17 protein-coding genes are annotated in these 18,549 nt (G+C 53.2%); 8 read left to right on the forward strand and 9 right to left on the reverse strand.

Annotated elements, in window-relative coordinates:
- The first annotated feature begins 127 nt into the window (after positions 1-127).
- On the forward strand, positions 128-880 hold the full coding sequence (locus AYI96_RS00205; RefSeq protein ID WP_141250882.1) for a hypothetical protein: 753 nt from the start codon (positions 128-130) through the stop codon (positions 878-880).
- 171 nt (positions 881-1,051) lie between these two features.
- Here AYI96_RS00205 and AYI96_RS00210 read toward each other — a convergent pair whose 3' ends face one another.
- Positions 1,052-2,575 (reverse strand): sigma-54-dependent Fis family transcriptional regulator, encoded by a 1,524-nt coding sequence (locus AYI96_RS00210; protein WP_144132045.1) that lies wholly within the window; start codon positions 2,573-2,575, stop codon positions 1,052-1,054.
- A gap of 167 nt (positions 2,576-2,742) precedes the next feature.
- Between AYI96_RS00210 and AYI96_RS00215 the strand changes: the two genes are divergently transcribed.
- The 3 genes from AYI96_RS00215 to AYI96_RS00225 are packed head-to-tail and all read left to right on the forward strand — an operon-like array spanning position 2,743 to position 6,394.
- On the forward strand, positions 2,743-4,302 hold the full coding sequence (locus tag AYI96_RS00215; RefSeq protein WP_025010507.1) for a flavocytochrome c: 1,560 nt from the start codon (positions 2,743-2,745) through the stop codon (positions 4,300-4,302).
- A gap of 26 nt (positions 4,303-4,328) precedes the next feature.
- The gene (hutH, locus tag AYI96_RS00220) at positions 4,329-5,966 is read left to right on the forward strand and encodes a histidine ammonia-lyase (RefSeq protein ID WP_144360856.1); all 1,638 of its coding nucleotides are present in this window, start codon (positions 4,329-4,331) and stop codon (positions 5,964-5,966) included.
- 44 nt (positions 5,967-6,010) lie between these two features.
- Positions 6,011-6,394 carry a cytochrome c3 family protein gene (locus tag AYI96_RS00225; protein ID WP_039032795.1) on the forward strand — a complete coding sequence of 128 codons (384 nt, stop codon included), beginning with the start codon at positions 6,011-6,013 and terminating at the stop codon, positions 6,392-6,394.
- 203 nt (positions 6,395-6,597) lie between these two features.
- Here AYI96_RS00225 and AYI96_RS00230 read toward each other — a convergent pair whose 3' ends face one another.
- Positions 6,598-7,884: an alpha/beta fold hydrolase gene (locus tag AYI96_RS00230; protein WP_144360752.1), complete on the reverse strand. Its 1,287-nt coding sequence runs from the start codon at positions 7,882-7,884 to the stop codon at positions 6,598-6,600.
- A 192-nt stretch (positions 7,885-8,076) separates the two neighbouring features.
- Between AYI96_RS00230 and AYI96_RS00235 the strand changes: the two genes are divergently transcribed.
- From AYI96_RS00235 to AYI96_RS00245, 3 genes are all read left to right on the forward strand, one after another.
- Positions 8,077-8,724: an MBL fold metallo-hydrolase gene (locus AYI96_RS00235; protein ID WP_028781082.1), complete on the forward strand. Its 648-nt coding sequence runs from the start codon at positions 8,077-8,079 to the stop codon at positions 8,722-8,724.
- 201 nt (positions 8,725-8,925) lie between these two features.
- The gene (locus AYI96_RS00240) at positions 8,926-9,429 is read left to right on the forward strand and encodes a DUF1097 domain-containing protein (protein ID WP_028779378.1); all 504 of its coding nucleotides are present in this window, start codon (positions 8,926-8,928) and stop codon (positions 9,427-9,429) included.
- 56 nt (positions 9,430-9,485) lie between these two features.
- A complete protein-coding gene (locus AYI96_RS00245) occupies positions 9,486-10,901 on the forward strand; it encodes a methyl-accepting chemotaxis protein (protein ID WP_071475946.1) in 1,416 nt (471 codons plus the stop codon).
- A 147-nt stretch (positions 10,902-11,048) separates the two neighbouring features.
- On the opposite strand, the gene xthA is transcribed toward AYI96_RS00245, so the two are convergent.
- The 6 genes from xthA to ackA form a co-directional block, all read right to left on the reverse strand.
- Positions 11,049-11,855: an exodeoxyribonuclease III gene (gene xthA, locus AYI96_RS00250; protein ID WP_025011773.1), complete on the reverse strand. Its 807-nt coding sequence runs from the start codon at positions 11,853-11,855 to the stop codon at positions 11,049-11,051.
- Positions 11,855-12,154, reverse strand: a complete 300-nt coding sequence (locus AYI96_RS00255) for a YciI family protein (RefSeq protein WP_025011774.1) — start codon at positions 12,152-12,154, stop codon at positions 11,855-11,857. Before AYI96_RS00255 ends, xthA begins: the two co-directional genes overlap by 1 nt.
- Complete coding sequence (locus tag AYI96_RS00260) at positions 12,154-12,699, reverse strand: septation protein A (protein ID WP_039032799.1); 546 nt, start codon at positions 12,697-12,699, stop codon at positions 12,154-12,156. The genes AYI96_RS00255 and AYI96_RS00260 overlap by 1 nt, the downstream gene beginning before the upstream one ends.
- A gap of 95 nt (positions 12,700-12,794) precedes the next feature.
- Positions 12,795-13,235: a hypothetical protein gene (locus AYI96_RS00265; RefSeq protein ID WP_039032800.1), complete on the reverse strand. Its 441-nt coding sequence runs from the start codon at positions 13,233-13,235 to the stop codon at positions 12,795-12,797.
- Positions 13,236-13,746: 511 nt separating this feature from the next.
- Positions 13,747-15,888 carry a phosphate acetyltransferase gene (gene pta / locus AYI96_RS00270; RefSeq protein WP_144360753.1) on the reverse strand — a complete coding sequence of 714 codons (2,142 nt, stop codon included), beginning with the start codon at positions 15,886-15,888 and terminating at the stop codon, positions 13,747-13,749.
- Positions 15,889-15,981: 93 nt separating this feature from the next.
- Complete coding sequence (ackA, locus tag AYI96_RS00275) at positions 15,982-17,181, reverse strand: acetate kinase (RefSeq protein ID WP_025011777.1); 1,200 nt, start codon at positions 17,179-17,181, stop codon at positions 15,982-15,984.
- Positions 17,182-17,340: 159 nt separating this feature from the next.
- Here ackA and yfbV point away from each other — a divergent pair, with 159 nt between their 5' ends.
- Positions 17,341-17,784 carry a terminus macrodomain insulation protein YfbV gene (gene yfbV, locus AYI96_RS00280; RefSeq protein ID WP_028779375.1) on the forward strand — a complete coding sequence of 148 codons (444 nt, stop codon included), beginning with the start codon at positions 17,341-17,343 and terminating at the stop codon, positions 17,782-17,784.
- 1 nt (position 17,785) lies between these two features.
- Here yfbV and pflA read toward each other — a convergent pair whose 3' ends face one another.
- Entirely contained in the window at positions 17,786-18,526 is a 741-nt protein-coding gene (gene pflA, locus AYI96_RS00285) for a pyruvate formate lyase 1-activating protein (protein ID WP_039032802.1), read from the reverse strand.
- Positions 18,527-18,549: the final 23 nt, after the last annotated feature.

The raw sequence follows: 18,549 nt of genomic DNA on the forward strand, positions 1-18,549 counted from the left end.
CTTAGGGTGGCCTTTTTTTTATTCACTTTATTCACGAGCTTATCCATTGCATTGGACAAGGGAAACTAGATGCCATCACGGACATGAGTCCAGGGTGTGAAGGAGACTCTGATTGAACAAGGAAAAGATGAAACTCAATAGTAAAATAGTCGGGTTAGCCGTTACCTTGCTTGGCGGTTTTGGCACGACTGATGCCGGCGCATCGACTCAAATAGAGGCCGGTTATCTGGGGTTTACGAGTGCCACCCGTGACGATAATCCCGGGGCTTTCAACCAAAGCTTTGCGGCGCTCAGTCATTTCAGTCGTGACGAGCGCAATACTTTTTATCAGATGCTCAAGGTGGAAAACCCCGGTAAATGGGTGGCGGATAAACGGGTCGCCTTCAAGTCATTGACAGTTTGGCATTATCGGCTCAACGAAGAGCGTACCGCCCTGTGGCTGCAAAACTTTCTCGGCACCCATAAGCACCTGACCGAGGACAATTTTTATCTCGGCTTGAAGCAGCATTTTGACTGCGGCGCGCTGCGTTTCAACCTGGGGTTGGCGGGGCATTATACTGTGAGTCAGTCCAATCTGACCGATAAAGATTACTCAGGATTATCCGGCGTGGTGCTCAATGGCAACAGTTACTACGATTTGCCAGTGCTCCCCAAGGGCTGGAAACTGAACCTGGATTATACTGCGGCTTTTGGGCGTGACCACGAGCATGCGGCTGTCTTTGGTTATGACGACGATTATGGTCATCAATTGTTTGCCGCTGTTTCCGGCCCATTGGCGCAAGACTTGAGTCTCAAGCTGCAGCTGACGCACTACAAGAGTTGGGGCACTGCACCCAACGATGGCCTTGAGTACAGCTTCTCGCTGCGCTACGCTTTTTAACGCCACTGGTATATGCGCTTTCAAGTCCGTCGATGCGAAAAGATGCAACAGCCAGACCCGGCAGCAAGGTGCAATAAAAAGGCCGAAAGTGATGACTTTCGGCCTTTTATGTTATTTTTCCCCGCCGGAATTAGCTTGCTCCTGCCCAGAGTCGTTTGCTATGTCCTGTTTCTAAACGATCCCCAGTTTTTTCATCTTGCTGCGCAAAGTATTGGGGTTAATATCCAACAGCTCGGCAGCGCCGCCGGGGCCGTAGAGCTTGCCGCCGGTCACTTTAAGGGCGTGCTCTATGTATTTACGGGTCATGGTTTCCAGCGGTACCAGTTGATTGCCCGCATGGCTGGGGTCGACCACTATGGTCTGGCCGCTGGCGGTGGCCACGGCTTCGGTTTGCGGCGCCAGGAAACTGAAGTCCAGTGGTCCGGCCGGGTTTTGAATGATGGCCCGCTCCAGCACATTGATCAGCTCCCTGACATTGCCGGGCCAATTGTACTGACTGAGAATGGCCAACTGCTCAGGGCGGATACAGGGCAGTTTGATCAACTGGAATCGGGCGCTCAGCTGTTCAATAAAATGCTGCACCAACAGAGGGATATCTGTGCGCCGCTGGCGTAAAGAGGGGATGTCTATCGGGAATACCGCCAGCCGATACCAGAGATCCTCGCGAAAATCCCCTTGATGCACCATGGCTTGCAGGTGTCTGTGAGTCGCGGCAATCACCCTGATATCCAAATGCACCTGTTCATGGCCGCCGACCCGGGTAATGGTGCTGTTTTGCAGTACCCGCAGCAGTCTCACTTGAGCCGAGAGTGGCAGTTCACCAATCTCATCGAGGAAGATGGTGCCGCCGTTGGCCTGTTCAAAATAACCGGCCTTGCGCGATTCGGCGCCGGTAAAGGCGCCTTTCTCATAGCCGAACAGCTCTGAGTCGATAAGGGTCTCGGGAATGGCGCCGCAGTTGACTTTGACAAAGGGTTTGCCGGCCCTCGCCGAGAGTTCATGAATGGCGTTGGCAATCACCTCTTTTCCGCAACCGGTTTCCCCCAGCATCAGTACTGTAGTGTTGAGATGGGCGATGGATTGCACTTGTTGCATCACCTGTTTCAGCCCCGAGTTGGCACCGACCACACCGTTTTGCACATCCAGCGTGCGTTTGAGGCTAACGTTTTGTTTGGCCAGCGCCTGATTTTCCAGCAGCAGATTACGACCTCTGAGGTTGAGGGCAGTGATCAGGGCAAAGGTGCTCATCTGCGGCGCCAACATATCTGCGTGTCGGGGGCGGAAGGTACCGGCACTCTTGGAGTAAAAACCTACTATGCCCAAATGGGTATCTTCCATCGACATACGTAAAATGATCAGCGAGCGGATCCCGGGGATCACCTTGGGGGCAACCTGGGATGTCACGGGATCATGATCAATGTCGTTAACAATCCTCACCCTCGGCCTATCGGGATCTTCCAGCGTTTTGGCCAGTCCCTCAGGGAGGGAAACCTGGACATCAAGCGTGCTTGCCTGCGTTTCGCTGGCCTGGGCGATAAATTGTATATCATTGAATTCTTTTCGATAAATATTAATGAACAGGCCATCGAGTGGCACTGAGTCACGTACATAGTCGAAGTAGTGTTTAAGCGAGGTTTCCAACTGCAGGCTACTACAGAGCCGCCTGGTACACTCGTAATAAAAGTGTTTTTCCATTGATATTTCAAATAAACCGCGAAGTTTCGTGATTGTAGATCTTTATATTTCGTGATTCTGTGGCCGTAATCATAAATCTCCCCCTGAGCACCTCTTTTTGGTTAGTTGGCATGGCCAGTGCAACTGGTTGACTGAGTTCTTTCCCTGCATGAAAGGAAAATAAGTACATGACAGAAAAACAGAAAATAGACAGTGGTCGTCGTCAGTTGCTCAAGGGCGGCGCCGCTCTGGCAGTGACCGGGGTGGGGATGGCTGTCAGCAGTGGTGCCATGGCCCAGTGCCGCGAACAGGCGCCGGAATCCTTTGATGAACTGGTAGACGTATTGGTAGTCGGCAGTGGCTTTGCCGGTATGGCTGCAGCCCTGCAGGCCCGTGAAGCCGGTGTCAGCGTAATGGTTATCGACAAGATGCCGGTTTTTGGTGGCAACTCAACCATTAATGGTGGTGCCATGGCGGTTGCCGGTTCTCCGTTGCAAAAGCAGGCCGGTATTGAAGATTCAGTAGATGCCATGGTGGCCGACATGTTGCGCGCAGGTCGTGGCATGAATGATGTTGAAATGCTCAAGCTGGTATGTAACGGCACGGCAGAATCCTGCCAGTGGCTGATTGACTACGGCGTCAAGTGGAAGCCTTTCGTACAGCATTTCGGTGGTCACAGTGTGCAGCGGGTACTGCAGACAGTAGAAAGCTCCGGCGCCGGTATCATACGTCCGCTGGTCAAGGCTGCCCGTGCCAAAGGCGTGATCATGAAAAATCAAACCAAGCTCGAATCTTTTATCCGTGATGCTGAAGGCCGCGTGATCGGGGTCGAGGTTCGTGAAGGTTATTATTTCCCACGGGAGCGGACAGGTAAGATACGCACCATAGGAGCCCGCAAAGGGGTGATCATGGCGACCGGCGGCTTTGGCCGGGATATCGAATATCGCATGATGCAGCTGCCTGAGTTGAACAATGACCTGGACTCAACAAACCATCCGGGGGCGACCTCTGAAGCACTGAAGCAGATGATGCTTCTGGGGGCCAACCCTATCCATCTGGATCAAATTCAGCTGGGCCCATGGGCATCACCCGATGAGAAAGGTTTTGGTACTGCATCCCAGTTCAACACCATTGCCACTTATCCTCACGGCATAGTGGTGGATGTGCGCACCGGTGAGCGTTTCTTCAATGAGCTGGCCGACCGTAAGGCGCGTGCCGATGCCATCATGACCCGCAGAGATGAGCACAACAACCCTGTGTATCCCATTGGCTTTACCAATGCCGAAGGTGCCAAGAATGCCCAGACGCTGGATTGGGGTATCAAGTACAAGGTGATCACCAAGGCCGACACTCTGGATGAACTGGCCAAGGCCTATGGTATGCCGGCCGACAAGCTCAAGGCGCAGGTGGCCCGCTGGAACGAAGCGGTCAAGAGCGGTGAAGACAAAGAGTTTGGTCGTCCAATGCAGGAAGCCATAGTGTTGGATAAGGGCCCATGGTACGCGGTGCGTATGTGGCCGAAAGTTCACTACTGCATGGGTGGTGTCAAGGTTAATACCAATTCTGAAGTCCTGCATCTGGTCAGTAACCAGCCGATTGCAGGCTTGTATGCGGCCGGCGAATCCACCGGCGGTATTCACGGTGCCAGCCGCCTCGGTGCCTGTGCTGTGGCTGAAGGTATTGTCACCGGCCGTAATGCCGGCCGTAACTGTGCCGCTGCCAAGCCGGTAGCACTGAAGCAAGCGTAACAAATTCAATAACAAGGAGTAAGATGATGAACAAATCTCTAATGCTGGCGTCGCTGACGCTGGGCCTGATGTCAGGCAGTGCTCTGGCAATGGAACAAGTGGTTCTGGATGGCAAGCACATGACTCAGGAACAAGCCTGGGCCATTGCCGATGGCGCCAAAGTCAAAGTAGCCTCTCAGGCACGCACCAAACTGGTTAAGTCTCACGAGTTGCTGATGGAAGCTGCGCGTCTGGGTAAGCCTGTCTATGGTCTGACTGTAGGTGTGGGCCTGAACAAAGACCACAAGCTGTTTGATGCCAATGGTGAGCTGAGTGCCGCCGTTATGGATGCTTCCCGTAGCTTCAACTACAGCACGCTGCGCGCTCACAGTGCCGGTGTCGGCGAGCCAATGCCTGTACGTCTGACCCGTGTGGCTCTGGCCGTGCGTCTGAACACCATTTTGGCCGGTCAAACCGGGGTTCAGCCTGTGGTTGCCGACCTTTACGAAGCCTACCTGAACAAGGGTATTACTCCTGTCATTCCTTCACAGGGTACTGTGGGTGAAGCCGACATCCTGCTGGCTTCTCACGTCGGTCTGGCGATGATTGGTGAGTGGGAAGTGTTCTACAAGGGCAAGCGCGTAAGCAGCCGTGAAGCCATGGCTGATGCCGGTGTTCCTTTGCTGGAGCCTATGGGTAAAGATGCCCTGTCTATCCTGTCCAACAACGCAGTGGCTGTAGCCTATGCAATGAAGGGCTATCAGGATGCCAAGCATCTGCTGGAAGTGTCTCCAACCGTATTCGGTTTGAGCCTTGAAGGTTTGAACGGTAACGTGGCGCCTTTCCTGCCACAAACCAATGACATCCGTCCTTTCCCATATATTCAGGCCACGACCAAGGATATTCTGGCGCAGCTGGATGGCAGCTATCTGTGGCAACTGAATGATGAGCGTCCGCTGCAGGATCCTCTGAGCTACCGTACCACAGCCTATACTCTGGCCAGCGCCAAGAAAGCCCTGGTGGATCTGGGTGAAGTGATCGATATCCAGATCAACCACTCAGACGATAACCCAGCCGTAGTACTGGGTGCCTCCAAGGACTACAGCCAATTCCCTCAGGTTGCCAAGTACATGGTTGAAGGCAAGGGCGGTGTGTTCCCAACCACCAACTTCGAGCCTCTGCCTGTCGCCCTGGCGGTACAGAACCTGAGCACTGCTTTGACTCACGTGTCTCACAACAGCGTGATGCGTACTATCCACCTGTCTGATGCTCACTTTACCCGTCTGAGCCGCTTCCTGGCCGGTCCGGAAAATAATGGTCATGCTTTCGGTGCTATCCAGAAAGCCTTCGTTGACATGCAGGTACGTAACAAGCAACTGGCTAGCCCGGTTTCATTCGATGGTGTTCAGATTGCCGGTAATATCGAAGACACTTTCACCAACCTGAAACTGGCTTCTGACAATCTGGTTCAGATTGTTGATAACACCAACACCATCTATGGTCTGGAGCTGCTGCACTCTACTCAAGCTGTTGATCTGCGCAAGATGCACGATAAGAGCTTGAAGCAGGGTAAAGCCACAGGCGCCATGTATGAAGCTTATCGTCAGAAAGTGCCTTTCGTAAGCAAGGATCGTCCTTTCACTCCTGATATTCAGGCGTCACACGACTTTATTGCCAACTACTGATAGAAGAGCGGGGCAGGTCACTGCCCCGCAACAGGAAGCCCAAGATGTTGAAGATGATATCCACTGTTCTTGTAGCCTGCGCCTTGATGCTGCCTGGAGCGGCCAACGCCATGAAGATCAAGGACTACCATAAAGAAGTCATGACGACTGAAAATGGTCGTATTGATTGCGCCGCCTGCCATGGTGACGCTAAGCGCAAGACTATTCCCGATGCGACAGCCTGTGAAGCCTGCCACGGTACTCCTGAAGACGTTGCCAAGCAGACTGCACGTCCGGCCAACGCCGGTCATGATGTTGAACCCAACCCCCATGACAGCCTGCACTATGGCACGGACTTGCCATGTACTTACTGCCATCAGGAGCACAAAGAGAGCAAGGTTTATTGCAATCAGTGCCATGAGTTCACTTATCCAGCAATGAAGCGCTAAGTCGGCGGTTCGAGTCTCCCTGTATTTTTGGATTGGACCCCGTCCGTTTTTTCCACCGCAGCCAAGGCTGCGGTTTTTTTTGGATAAAAAAAGGTCTGCCAAAAGAGCAGACCGGGACGACACCAAAACAAGCGTTTAAGCAAAGCGTCAATGGATGTGGAACCAAGTTCAGTGTGCGCTTTGTAAATTAACCTAAGCTGAAATCACCTGAGTGCCTGGCCACGATTGAGGGCGATAAGCTTATCCAAGATCCGCTCACCATCCATGCGTATGCCATTGTGCTCATACTCAGAGGTCAACCAATACTTGAGGTTGCCCACCTTGGCGGCGGTTTCCAGGCTGTAGGCCTGCTCGACATACATATCTTCGCTGTAGATGGCAGCGGCGACAGGTACGCGGTTGTTGGCGAGAATGTTAGGGTCATAGAGTGAGGGCCAATCGGCTTTGGCGGCCAGCAATTCGGCGCAGGCTTTCAGCGGCTTGAGGTTGGCAAACTGTTCGAACATCCAGGGATAAATCATCTCACCACTGAAAAGCAGCTCTTTGGCGTCCGGGGCAAAAGCCGGATATTCGGCTCGCACCCTGTGGGCAGCCCAGTTGGCGGCTTGCTGCTGGCAGTAGATGGACTCGTGCATGATGGCAAACAGTGGGTTGGTATTGTAATCCAGCATTTGGCAGAACTGCGCCTCAAACAGAGGATTCAGTGCCTTGCCACTTGGGGTATCTATCAAGGCTTGCTCCAGCAGATAGTAGACGGCCTCCGGCCCTTGCTCCATGCCTAAGTTGACCCCTAAAAGTTGCAGCATTTCCTGGGTCAGCCGCTCTCCTGTAGCCAGGCGCGCATCATGGTTATTGATAAAGTCTCTGAGCTCGACCAATAGGGCTTTGGCATCCTTGAAGCGGGCAAAGAAATCCTGGTTTTTGGCCAGCAAGCGCTGATAAGTTGCCCGGTAAACTTCGGCTGCGGTGCGCTCAAGGGAAGGGATACCGCCGGTAATATAGGCTTCCTTGAGTCCTTGCGGTGCGACGCTCAGGTATCTGAGTACGCAAAAACCACCGAAACTCTGACCAAGAATGCTCCAGGGAGTATCAGGACTAAGTTGCGCCCGAATCGCCTCGGCATCGCGGATGATGTTGTCGGCGCGAAAATGGCTCAGATACTCGGCCTGCTCGTCAGGCGTCATGCCGTCCAGCGTCTTGAAGCTGACCGGACTTGAAAGACCAGTACCGCGCTGATCCAACAAGAGTACCCTATACTCCTTGAGTGCTCTTTTAATCCAGCCACCATTGGCAAGGGGGCGGGCGGCACCAAAGCCAGGGCCACCCTGAAAGAACACCAAGAGTGGCAGGGTCGCGGCGTTATCTTGGGTGCCGATAAGCTCCCGGGCAAAAATTTGCAGTTGTTCCCCGGTGGGATGCTGATAATCCAGTGGCAGAGAGAAGAAGTGTTTGCGGCTCAGGATGCCAGCAAGACGGCTGTCTGTTATCATGTAGGGCCTTGGGCTTGACAGTGGATGGCTCAAAATTGTATACAAAAATCCCTGCGCTGCAAACCGGCGCCAGAAAAGCCGCCTATCTGGCGCTTTCCTGCCCGGGATCAATTTTTCTGTTGCAGGGTTGATGGATCATGCACCGAGACGATCTATCGATCATGGAACGATAACAGCCTGCGAGTGTGTGTAATGAAATACCAGATCATCCCAGTGACCCCTTTCCAGCAGAATTGCAGCCTCATCTGGTGTGAGAAGAGTGGCAAAGCCGCTGTGATAGATCCAGGTGGTAACCATGAGCGCATCATGGATGCCCTGGCGCAGCACGGCCTGCAGTTGCAATATATTCTTTTGACTCACGGCCACATAGATCATGTTGGTGCCGCCAAGGCTTTGGCCACCGAATGTGACGTGCAGATTATTGGCCCGCATATCGACGATAAATTTTGGCTGGAGAACCTGCCACGCCAAAGCCAGAACTTTGGTTTCCCGGCCTGCGCCGCCTTCGAGGCTGACCGCTATCTGGAAGATGGCGAAGAGGTTATCTTGGGCGAGCAGGCATTGCAGGTGTTTCACTGTCCGGGGCATACACCCGGGCATGTGATCTTCTTTGACCGCGAAGAGAACCTGGCCTGGGTGGGAGATGTCCTTTTCCGTGGCTCTATAGGCCGTACTGACTTTCCCGGCTCCAACTATCAGCAGCTGATTGACTCCATTCGTTACAAACTCTGGCCTTTGGGCGAGCAGGTCAATTTCATTCCCGGCCACGGCCCAATGTCGAGCTTTGGTGAAGAAAGGCGTAATAACCCCTTTGTTGCCGATCAGCTACTGGCCGATTGAGGCATTCCAGTCGCAACAGACCCGGGCATGCCCGGGTTTTTATTTGGCTAAAATTCACTCCATTATTGTTTTTTTACTACCAAACGTTTGCAAAGTGAGCCGGATCTCGGCATTAATAAGCCCTTTTTTGGTGTAGATCCGGTTTTTGTTATCAAAATCGGGGTAATTTAACCAATGTTTACATTTTGTGGAGATACTCCTATGCAACAGCGTTGGCATGCAGCAATATCTGCCGGTCTCTTGGCCACTGTCTGGTGTGGGATTGCCGACACCTTTGGGCTGATCACCTGGATAGGGTTTCTAGGATGCAGTACTTTCTTTGCTCAAGGACGCAGTGGTTTTGCCGGTCTGCTTCAGGCCTGGTGCACCAATACATCGGGAGTATTCTGGGCTTGGCTTATCATCAGTGGTAGTAGCTTCTTTGTCTCGCCGCTATTTGGCTGGATCTTCACCGGTATAGCCACCAGTGCCATGTGCCTGCAGGCCTGTTTCGGTAAACTTAACTTTATTCCCGGTGCCTTTATTGGTTGTTGCATCACCTTTGCCATGTCGGCGGATATTACAGCTATTATGCCGCCCCTGCTGATTGGCGCCGTATTCGGTTATGCCATGAGTCGCTTGACCGACCTCATGGGCTATTGCCAAACCAGTCGCAGTCGTCAAACTCAAACAAAACCTCTGCCGGTCGAAAGGGCGGTGGAGTAATAGATTATATTGCCAGGATCCTGTCCCGGCTTTTAGCTTCGCGCTGAGGAGCACTGATGAAGCAGATCCAGTTTAGAAAAGTTGATGCCATGCTGATTAAGTTCAGTCTCAACGGTAAATTCTGGCTTGTGTGTTCGCTGGTTAGCGCCATAACCGTCGCTATCGCACTGGCTAACTGGTGGCAGTTGGATGCCAGTGTAACCCAGGGCGCTGAGGCGCGTTTACAAGCCAAAGCCGAGACCCTGCTCCAGTTGGCGCCCAAGCAGGGGCACGATCTTTGGCTACAGCAGCAAGGTCTTAGCCGTAATGAACCGCGCGCTGAGATCAAAGTTATGCTCAGTAGCCATGATGGTAACTACTGGCTCGGTGACAGCTTAACACTGCAAGAGCAAGAGATGCTCAGCAGGGCGAACTGGTTGCTGCTGTGGGCCTTTGTCGGGCTGTTGCCGCTGTTTCAACTCAGCTATTGGATCTCCACCTCTCTCGGCGGCGGACTCTGGGATATGTATATGGCGATCAAACGCCTGGCTGACGGCGATTTGAGCTTTAGGCTCAATTTCTTCGGTACAGATGATTTCAGCCTGATAGCCCGTGAGATTGACCGCTGCGCCGATAACATGAGCGAAATGGTCACCGCCATCAGCAGTAATGCTGAAACCTTGTCGATGGCGGCTTCCGAATTTGCCGAGCAAGCCGCTGCCGGTGATGAGATGGGCAAAATTCAGTGGCAGTTTCTCGATACTGTGGCCACGGCGATGGAGCAGATGAGCAATGCCATTACCGAAGTGTCCCACAACGCCGCCGAAACCTCTTCCCAGACCCGGGACAATGCCTCTCAGATGGGCCTGGGTGCCAGACATATAGCAGAAACGGTTGCCAGCATAGGTGAGTTGTCGAGCCGGATTGCCGAGGCGTTCTCTTCGGTATCGCAACTGTCGCGGGAGGCTACCGAGATTGGCGCTGTGGTGACCACTATTGATGGCATTTCCGAGCAGACCAATCTGCTGGCGCTCAATGCCGCTATTGAGGCGGCCAGAGCCGGTGAACAGGGGCGTGGCTTTGCCGTGGTTGCCGACGAGGTGCGGACCCTGGCGGGACGAACCCAGGAAGCGACAGTGGAAATTCAACGTATGATAGAGGGGTTACAGGCGGGCAGCCGCAATTTGTCTCAGCTGACTGAGGCGATAGTGTCGCAGGCCGATGAAAGCCGCCAGGCGATCATTCAGGTGGGTACGGATGTTGAGGGGATGCGTGGCTCAGTGGATGCGGTGTTTGATCGCAGCAGCCAAATCGCAGCCTCGGCCGAAGAGCAAAGCGTGTCGGCCCGGGAGATCAGCTCGCAGCTTGGCGATATCCGCAGCCACTCGGATCAGATGCGCCAGGCCAGCGAAAGGGCGATAGAGCTGAGTCAAAAACTGGCCCAGGCTTCAGCCTCTCTGACTCGGCTGTTGGCACAATATAAAACCAGTTAAACGGGTAGACAGTAGCGCCATAAAAAAACGCCGGCATCATCAGATGTCGGCGTTTTGCGTTATAGCGTTTCCTGAGCTTTGTTTTTGCCTCAAGCGCGCCGCTTGCTGTGGTCAGCATCAGCAGCGCCATCAGCGCTCACAACAAGGTCAGCGAAAACAGCTCCAGATAGGCGCGTGATCCGAGGGCTTGTCGATGCCGCGAAGCGCGTAATCCACGTCGGCCTCACTCAAGCGGCTTGCCAGCGACTCGGTTGCCAGGATCACATCGATACGCAGGCCGCGGTTATCATCAAAGCCACGGCTGCGATAATCAAACCAGGAGTAGCGTTCGCTGCGCTGCGGGTGCAACTGGCGGAAGGTATCCACCAAACCCCAATCCAGCAGGGTTTGCAACCATTCACGCTCTTCCGGCTGGAAGCTGCATTTACCCGTCTTCAGCCAACGTTTGGCATTGGCGTCGCCGATGCCGATATCCAGATCCAGCGGCGAGATATTGATATCCCCTATGATGGCAATATCCTGATCCGGGCTGAATGAGTTTTGCAGATACTGCATCAGATCGGCATAAAACTTACGCTTGGCCGGGTACTTGGTCTCGTGATTGATATTCTCCCCCTGGGGGAAGTAGCCGTTGATCACTGTCAGTACACGGCCGTTGTCCTGGATGAACTTGCCGGCGATAAGCCGGCGCTGGGCATCTTCATCGTCGGTGGGAAAGCCTTTTTGAACCTCAATGGGGGCCTGTTTGGATAACAGAGCCACACCATAGTGGGCCTTGCCACCGTGGAAATGTACCTGATAACCCATGGCTTCCACTTCGGCCAGAGGGAAGGCCTCGTCGTGCACCTTGGTTTCCTGCAGCCCTATGATGTCCGGTTGGTGGCTGTCTATCAACTGTTGCAGCTGATGCAGACGGGCTCTCAATCCGTTGATGTTGAAGGAAACGATTTTCATCAGGGCAGCACTCGTTTGAAGGGTTTAACGATAACACTCAGATAAACGCCGGCGGCAACATAAGGATCGGCATTGGCCCAGGCCTGGGCGGCTTCCAGCGATTCAAACTCGGCCACCACCAAAGAGCCGCTGAATCCTGCGTCCCCCGGGTTTTCACTGTCCACGGCGGGATGTGGGCCGGCCAGCATCAATCGTCCTTCATCGGCCAGCAGTTGCAGGCGCTGTAGATGGGCCGGACGAGCGGCAAGACGTTTTTCCAGGCTGTTTTCAACATCTTGGGATGAGATCATATACCACATTATTTGAGTTCCTTGCGTTGCTCTTCGGGGATGTGTTTAAAGAGATAAACCACGGTTGCTATGGTGTTCAGCAGCGTCACTGCGGTCAGGCCAAAGACCTTGAAGTTGACCCAGGTTTCCTGACTCAGACTGAAGGCGACATAGATATTGATAATGCCGCAGACAATAAAGAAACTGACCCAGTACCAGGTGACTTGGGCCCATATCTTGTCGGCGACCTTGAGTTCTTGCCCCAGCATGCCCTTGAGTACAGGCTTATTCAGCAATTGGCTGACACCCAGACCCAAGGCGAACAGGGCATAGACTATGGTGACTTTCCATTTGATAAAGGTATCGTCGTGAAACACCAGAGTCAGGGTGCCGAATACGGCCACCATGGCAAAGGTGATGAGATGCATTTTCTCAAGCTTGCGGTACAAGAGATAGGTCACCACGAGTTGCAGCGCCGTTGCGGCTATCAGGGCGCCACTGGCGACGTAGATATCGTAAAACTTATAAACGGCGAAGAAGATGACCAGCGGCAGGAAATCCAGCAGTTGTTTCATAGTAATCAGACTGAGTGAAAATTGCCTGTGAGTTTAGCACGGCGGGCTTTGAGGGATAAACCTCTTCGGCCCTTGCGTGGGTCAGTGCACAATTATTACAGGGAACCTGAGTTGATCTTGCCGGTCTCCGGGATAATTTCCACTATCACCCAGGCCCGGCCCCGTTTATGCAGGCGAATGGTTCTGTCATCGACCCAGGGACGACCACCTCTACGACCGGTAAATTTGACCACGACAGTCACGTCATCGGTGAACTTGCGAAAGAAGTCGATATCTATCTCCTCAATCTCCAGGGTGACATCTGTCATCTGTAGATTGAGCATATGGCGCTGCACAGAGGCGGCGATATAGTAACTTTTCAGCACCTCCTTCATAGGGTCGTCGACATACAGGCTCGCCTTCTCGACATCCTTATCTACGTAGATGGCCTGAAAGAATCCCAGGGCGACTTGCTCTGGGGTATCTATGGTGGCTTGACTCGGGTCATCATTGCAGCCAAATAGGCCGAGCAGACAAAGAAAAAGCAGATATCTCATAGTGTTGACCCTGGTGATTGGTGCCAAACAGTATCGTTTTTTTTAGCATTTATCGCAAGCCGCTGCCTCGGGCTTGACGGGATCGGCGATCCTGTGGCATATAGAAAGGGTAGTATAAAGATTCTTATCCACAGAATCTGTGGACAAGTGTGTTGAAGACTCAATAGATACTTCCTAAGCGATTGATATCGTCGTTAAATTGTCGCTGGTCAATTTTTGACGCTTGGCGTTTTCCCCTATCAATTTCTTCCCTGATTACTTATTTCTGACTTAATCATCCCTGGCGTAAATGATCCTTTGCGTCGAATTTGTACAGCATTTGCTGATAAAAGCCGCAGTCAGTCCATAATACCGTTTAAATAACAAAATCAAACTGCTGAAGCGAATGGGCTATGGCTACCGGATATCAAATACTTCCTTTTGACTGTCAGAGTGGCATTCCCCGGAGAGCCGCGATGAACCAAAAAAAAGCGCCTGCAGTAGCAGACGCTTTTGAATTGGCTATAGGCCGTTAATCGTTCTGGGTGGCCTGAATGGCGGTCAGGGCGATGGTGTAAACAATATCATCCACCAGGGCGCCGCGGGACAGATCGTTCACCGGCTTACGCATACCTTGCAGCATAGGACCTATGCTGATCAGATCGGCGCTTCGTTGAACGGCCTTATAAGTGGTGTTACCCGTGTTGAGATCCGGGAACACAAACACAGTCGCCTTACCGGCAACCGGGCTGTCCGGCGCCTTGGAGCGAGCCACGTTGGGCATTACCGCAGCGTCGTATTGCAGTGGGCCGTCAATCACCAGATCCGGACGCTTCTCTTTGGCAATCCGGGTGGCTTCACGCACCTTATCCACATCCGAGCCTGTACCTGAGTCACCGGTAGAATAGCTGATCATCGCCACTCTGGGCTCAATGCCGAAGGCTTTGGCCGACTCGGCCGATTGGATGGCGATATCGGCCAACTGCTCGGCATTGGGATCCGGGTTGATGGCGCAGTCACCATATACCAGCACTTGATCCGGCATCAGCATGAAGAAGATGGAAGAGACCAGGCTGGAGCCGGGCGCTGTCTTAATCAACTGCAGTGGTGGACGAATGGTGTTGGCCGTGGTGTTGACCGCACCGGAAACGATACCATCCACTTCATTCTGGGCCAGCATCATGGTGCCCAGCACCATGTTGTCTTCCAACTGTTCACGGGCAACTACTTCGGTCAGGCCCTTGTGACGGCGAAGATCCAGCATAGGTTCGACATAGCGATCACGCACTTCATCGGGATCGATAATCTCGACACCTTCTCCCAGAACAACGTCCTGCTGGGCTGCGATACGCAGAATTTCATCGCGTTTGCCAAGCAGTACGCAGCGGGCAATGCCACGCTCGGCGCAGATGGCGGCGGCTTTGATGGTGCGCGGCTCATCGCCTTCAGGCAGTACCACTGTCTTGTGCGCTGCGCGGGCCAGCTCGGTAAGCTTGTAGCGGAAAGCCGGTGGCGACAGGCGGTGCTCGCGAGGCGAGTTTTCGGTGACGCTTTCTATCCAGCTCTGATCGATATGACCGGCAACGTATTCCTGTACCAGTTCAATACGCACTGCATCGTCCACAGGGACTTCGTGGTCAAAGCGTTGAATATTGAGTGAGGTCTGCCAGGTATTGGTGTCGATAAGGAACACAGGCAGGCCGGTTTCAAAAGCTTGTTCACACAAAGCCATGATCTCGGGCTCAGGTTCATAACCGCCACTCAGCAGCAAGGCACCAATTTTGACGCCGTTCATCGCCGCCAGACAGGCTGAAACGATAACGTCGGAGCGATCGCCAGAGGTGACCAGCAGCGAGTCTGTCTTGATGTGCTGCACCATGTTAGGAATCGAGCGGGCACAGAAGGTTACCTTGCGCAGACGGCGAGTGTTCATCTCACCGGCATTGATGATGCGGGCGCGCAGGTGCTTGGCTAAATCAGAGGCCCTGGGGGACACCAGATCCAGGTTATAAGGCACGCTGCCGAGGATCCTCAGTGGACTCTTGCCCGGCAACTGGAACATACCGGCAGTATCGCTGCGCTGAACACCCTGATGGTCGAATACTTCAGACAGATCCGGACGGGCACGGCCTTCGTCGTCCACCGGCGCACCAATCTTGTTGATGATGGCACCGATAAGACGTTTGTTCTTGTTGCCACCCCAGGAATTAAAGGCGATTTCGAGGCGGTTCATCAGTCCGGTCGGGCTGTCGTTGCCTGGGGTTGCCACAAAGATCACATCGGCGTCGAGCGCCTTGGCAATGGCATAATTGACATCATCGGCAAACGGATGGCTACGGGTGTGCACCAGGCCTTCGATGATCAGGGTTTCAGTGTTGTCGGCAATTTCACTGGCGCGGGCGATGATTTGCTCCATCAGCACATCTGTCTGATCGGCACGGATCAGCGCTTCGGCGTGGATCATCTCAAACGGTTCAAGCGGGTTGACCGTAGGGGATTTGCTGAGGATGGTGGTTGAACGCTCAGGGCCGTGGTCCTGCGGGCGCAACTGGGAAATGGGTTTAAAGAATTGCACTTTAACGCCGTGGCGTTCCAATGCGCGAACCATCCCCAGGCTGATAGACGTCAGGCCGACGCCTGTGCCTATGGGGATCAACATAATGTTACGGGACATAAAAACCTCTTCGGAGTCGATGGTTTTCCGGTGAATCTTGTAAAGTCAAAAACATGAAAGCCGCCAGGTTAACCCGGCGGCTGATTGGTCATATTATTCTTCTATCAAACTAATAGCGTCTTCGGCGATGACCCACTCTTCATTGGTGGGAATGACCATGGCCAGAGTGCCTTCATCTTTAGTGATAATTCCGCCATTGCCGAAGCGGGCGGCCAGGTTGCGTTCATCATCGACCTGGAAGTTGAAGATGGACAGTAGTTCCAGCACTTTCTTGCGGATAATGTCGGAGTTTTCACCTATGCCGCCGGTAAAGACCACGGCATCCAGACGGCCCAATGGCACAGTGTAGGAGGCGATGTATTTTGCCAGACGATAGCAGAAGATTTCCAGTGCCAGTGTCGCACCTTTGTGACCTTCGGCATATCCTTCTTCGATACCACGGCAATCATTGGTCAGTTCGCTGATCCCCAAAAGGCCACTTTGCTTGTTCAGCAGGTTGTTGACCTCTTCCAGGGTGTAGCCCAACTGGTGTACCAAGTGATAGATGATGGAGGGGTCGATATCGCCGCAGCGGGTTCCCATCACCAAGCCTTCCAGTGGTGTCAGCCCCATGGAAGTATCCATGCTCTTGCCACCTTTAACTGCCGTAACCGAAGCGCCGTTGCCCAGGTGAGCACAGATCACATTGGTATCAGCCAGCTCTTTACCCAGCACCTTGGCCGCTTCGCGGCTGACAAACAGATGGCTGGTGCCGTGCATACCGTAACGACGAATGCCGTGTTCACGGTAAAGTTTATAGGGCAAGGCGTAGACAAAGGCGTGCTCAGGCATACTTTGGTGGAAGGCGGTGTCAAACACGGCAACCTGAGGCAGGCTTGGGAACGAGGCCATGGCAGCACGAATACCTATCAGGTGCGCCGGGTTGTGCAGCGGTGCCAGTGAGGCACAGTCTTCGATACCTTTAATCACCTGATCGTCAATGATAACCGAGCGGGTGAATTTTTCGCCGCCGTGCACGATACGGTGACCCACCGCCAGGATCTGTGACGCCAGTTCAGGCAGGGGAGCCAAAATCTGGTTTACAATAAACTCCACGGCTTCACGGTGCGCGGTAAATGCGCCCAGTGCGGCTTCATGCTTTTCGCCATTGTGTTTCCATTTGATGCGGGAGTTTTCCAGACCAAAGCACTCGGCCAGACCTGAGATCTGATCATCGCCCGTGAGTGCATCCATGACTGCAAATTTCAAAGAAGAGCTGCCGCAATTTAGAACCAATACCAGTTTTTTAGACATGTTAAAAACCTTTCGCCGTTTTTAATTAATGAGTTACGGGTGAACTGGACTCGCCTGTAACCTGTTTCACTGTGTTCCTGCCGTCAAGCCGTTGTTGGGGCCGAATAGGGAACTGTGCTAAGGTAAAAGCAATATTATGCTTGTTTTCAGGTGCCTTGATTGAGCCTTAACTTTCTCAAAACCGTGAGGGAAGGTCATCGTTATATGAAGACCTGGCCCATGGTCAGACAACTGGGTTTCTTTTTTCCTGAGTTTCGCGTTATTCGTGCCACTCAGTTGGCGTTGCAATTGATGCCTGTGTTGGCCATGCTATCGGCTGCCGCGCCACTCTATTTCTATGGTTGGGACTATCTGCCCCAGGCCATTGCTATCTTTCTGTTCTTTCTCAGCCTGCCTTTGCAGGGCTATTTGTGGCTGGGTTGGCGTGCTCGCCATCCCTTGCCGCTGTCCTTGCTCGATTGGGGTAATCAACTCAATGCCAAGCTTTCCGGGCTTGGGGTAAGCAGCCGCCCTTTAGGGGCCAAGGCCTGCTATATGGATATGGCGCAGATCCTCAAATTGGCCTTTGAACGTCTCGACGCCGGATTTTGGGAAGAGCTCTGAATCAGTAGTCGGCGTTGATCCCTTTCTGAATAAATATAGCCTTTATTCGCTCCATGGTTTCGCGATTCGGTGGCGACACGCCGTCGAGTTCATAGTGCTCACCCATAGCTTCCCACTTGTGTTTGCCCAGTTCGTGGTAGGGCAGCAACTCTACTTTTTCCACATTGGTCATTGGCTTGATGAACTCTGCCAGTTTTTCGGCCGAGGCTTCATCGTCTGTATAGCCACCGACAACCACGTAACGGATCCAGGTTTTCTGGCCTCGTTGTGCCAGATATTCGGCAAACTGCAATGTTCGCTGATTACTGACCTTGGTGAGATCTATGTGCTTGGCATCATCCATCTGTTTGATGTCCAGCAGCACCAGATCTGTGTTATCCAGCAACTGGTCAATTACTTCTGTGTACTTACGAACAAAGCCGTTGGTATCCAGACAGGTGTGTATGCCTTCGGCCTTACAGGCTTTGAATAGCTCGGCAACGAATTCTGCCTGTAACACGGCTTCACCACCGCTGGCGGTCACGCCACCACCGCTGGCTTCCAAAAAAGGTCGGTAGCTGACTATCTGTTCCATCAGCTCCTCGACCGTCACTTCCTTGCCGCCATCCAGATCCCAGGTGTCGCGATTGTGACAGTATTTACAGCGCATCAGGCAACCCTGCATAAAGGCGATAAAGCGAATGCCGGGACCATCTACTGTGCCAAAGGATTCCACCGAGTGGATCCGTCCTTTTACTGTCATGTGCTCTCCTTGGAATGGCTGCA

Source organism: Shewanella sp. MSW, assembly GCF_007636515.1.
GTDB lineage: Bacteria > Pseudomonadota > Gammaproteobacteria > Enterobacterales > Shewanellaceae > Shewanella > Shewanella indica.

What these genes read in the sequence shown, in the direction of transcription:
- AYI96_RS00245 (WP_071475946.1), top strand. Translation starts at nt 9,486, where the DNA reads ATGAAGCAGATCCAGTTTAGAAAAGTTGATGCCATGCTGATTAAGTTC.
- AYI96_RS00265 (WP_039032800.1), bottom strand. Translation starts at nt 13,235, where the DNA reads ATGAGATATCTGCTTTTTCTTTGTCTGCTCGGCCTATTTGGCTGCAAT.
- hutH (WP_144360856.1), top strand. Translation starts at nt 4,329, where the DNA reads ATGAACAAATCTCTAATGCTGGCGTCGCTGACGCTGGGCCTGATGTCA.
- AYI96_RS00260 (WP_039032799.1), bottom strand. Translation starts at nt 12,699, where the DNA reads ATGAAACAACTGCTGGATTTCCTGCCGCTGGTCATCTTCTTCGCCGTT.
- AYI96_RS00240 (WP_028779378.1), top strand. Translation starts at nt 8,926, where the DNA reads ATGCAACAGCGTTGGCATGCAGCAATATCTGCCGGTCTCTTGGCCACT.
- pta (WP_144360753.1), bottom strand. Translation starts at nt 15,888, where the DNA reads ATGTCCCGTAACATTATGTTGATCCCCATAGGCACAGGCGTCGGCCTG.
- AYI96_RS00210 (WP_144132045.1), bottom strand. Translation starts at nt 2,575, where the DNA reads ATGGAAAAACACTTTTATTACGAGTGTACCAGGCGGCTCTGTAGTAGC.
- AYI96_RS00215 (WP_025010507.1), top strand. Translation starts at nt 2,743, where the DNA reads ATGACAGAAAAACAGAAAATAGACAGTGGTCGTCGTCAGTTGCTCAAG.
- xthA (WP_025011773.1), bottom strand. Translation starts at nt 11,855, where the DNA reads ATGAAAATCGTTTCCTTCAACATCAACGGATTGAGAGCCCGTCTGCAT.
- AYI96_RS00225 (WP_039032795.1), top strand. Translation starts at nt 6,011, where the DNA reads ATGTTGAAGATGATATCCACTGTTCTTGTAGCCTGCGCCTTGATGCTG.
- pflA (WP_039032802.1), bottom strand. Translation starts at nt 18,526, where the DNA reads ATGACAGTAAAAGGACGGATCCACTCGGTGGAATCCTTTGGCACAGTA.
- AYI96_RS00205 (WP_141250882.1), top strand. Translation starts at nt 128, where the DNA reads ATGAAACTCAATAGTAAAATAGTCGGGTTAGCCGTTACCTTGCTTGGC.
- AYI96_RS00235 (WP_028781082.1), top strand. Translation starts at nt 8,077, where the DNA reads ATGAAATACCAGATCATCCCAGTGACCCCTTTCCAGCAGAATTGCAGC.
- AYI96_RS00255 (WP_025011774.1), bottom strand. Translation starts at nt 12,154, where the DNA reads ATGTGGTATATGATCTCATCCCAAGATGTTGAAAACAGCCTGGAAAAA.
- ackA (WP_025011777.1), bottom strand. Translation starts at nt 17,181, where the DNA reads ATGTCTAAAAAACTGGTATTGGTTCTAAATTGCGGCAGCTCTTCTTTG.
- AYI96_RS00230 (WP_144360752.1), bottom strand. Translation starts at nt 7,884, where the DNA reads ATGATAACAGACAGCCGTCTTGCTGGCATCCTGAGCCGCAAACACTTC.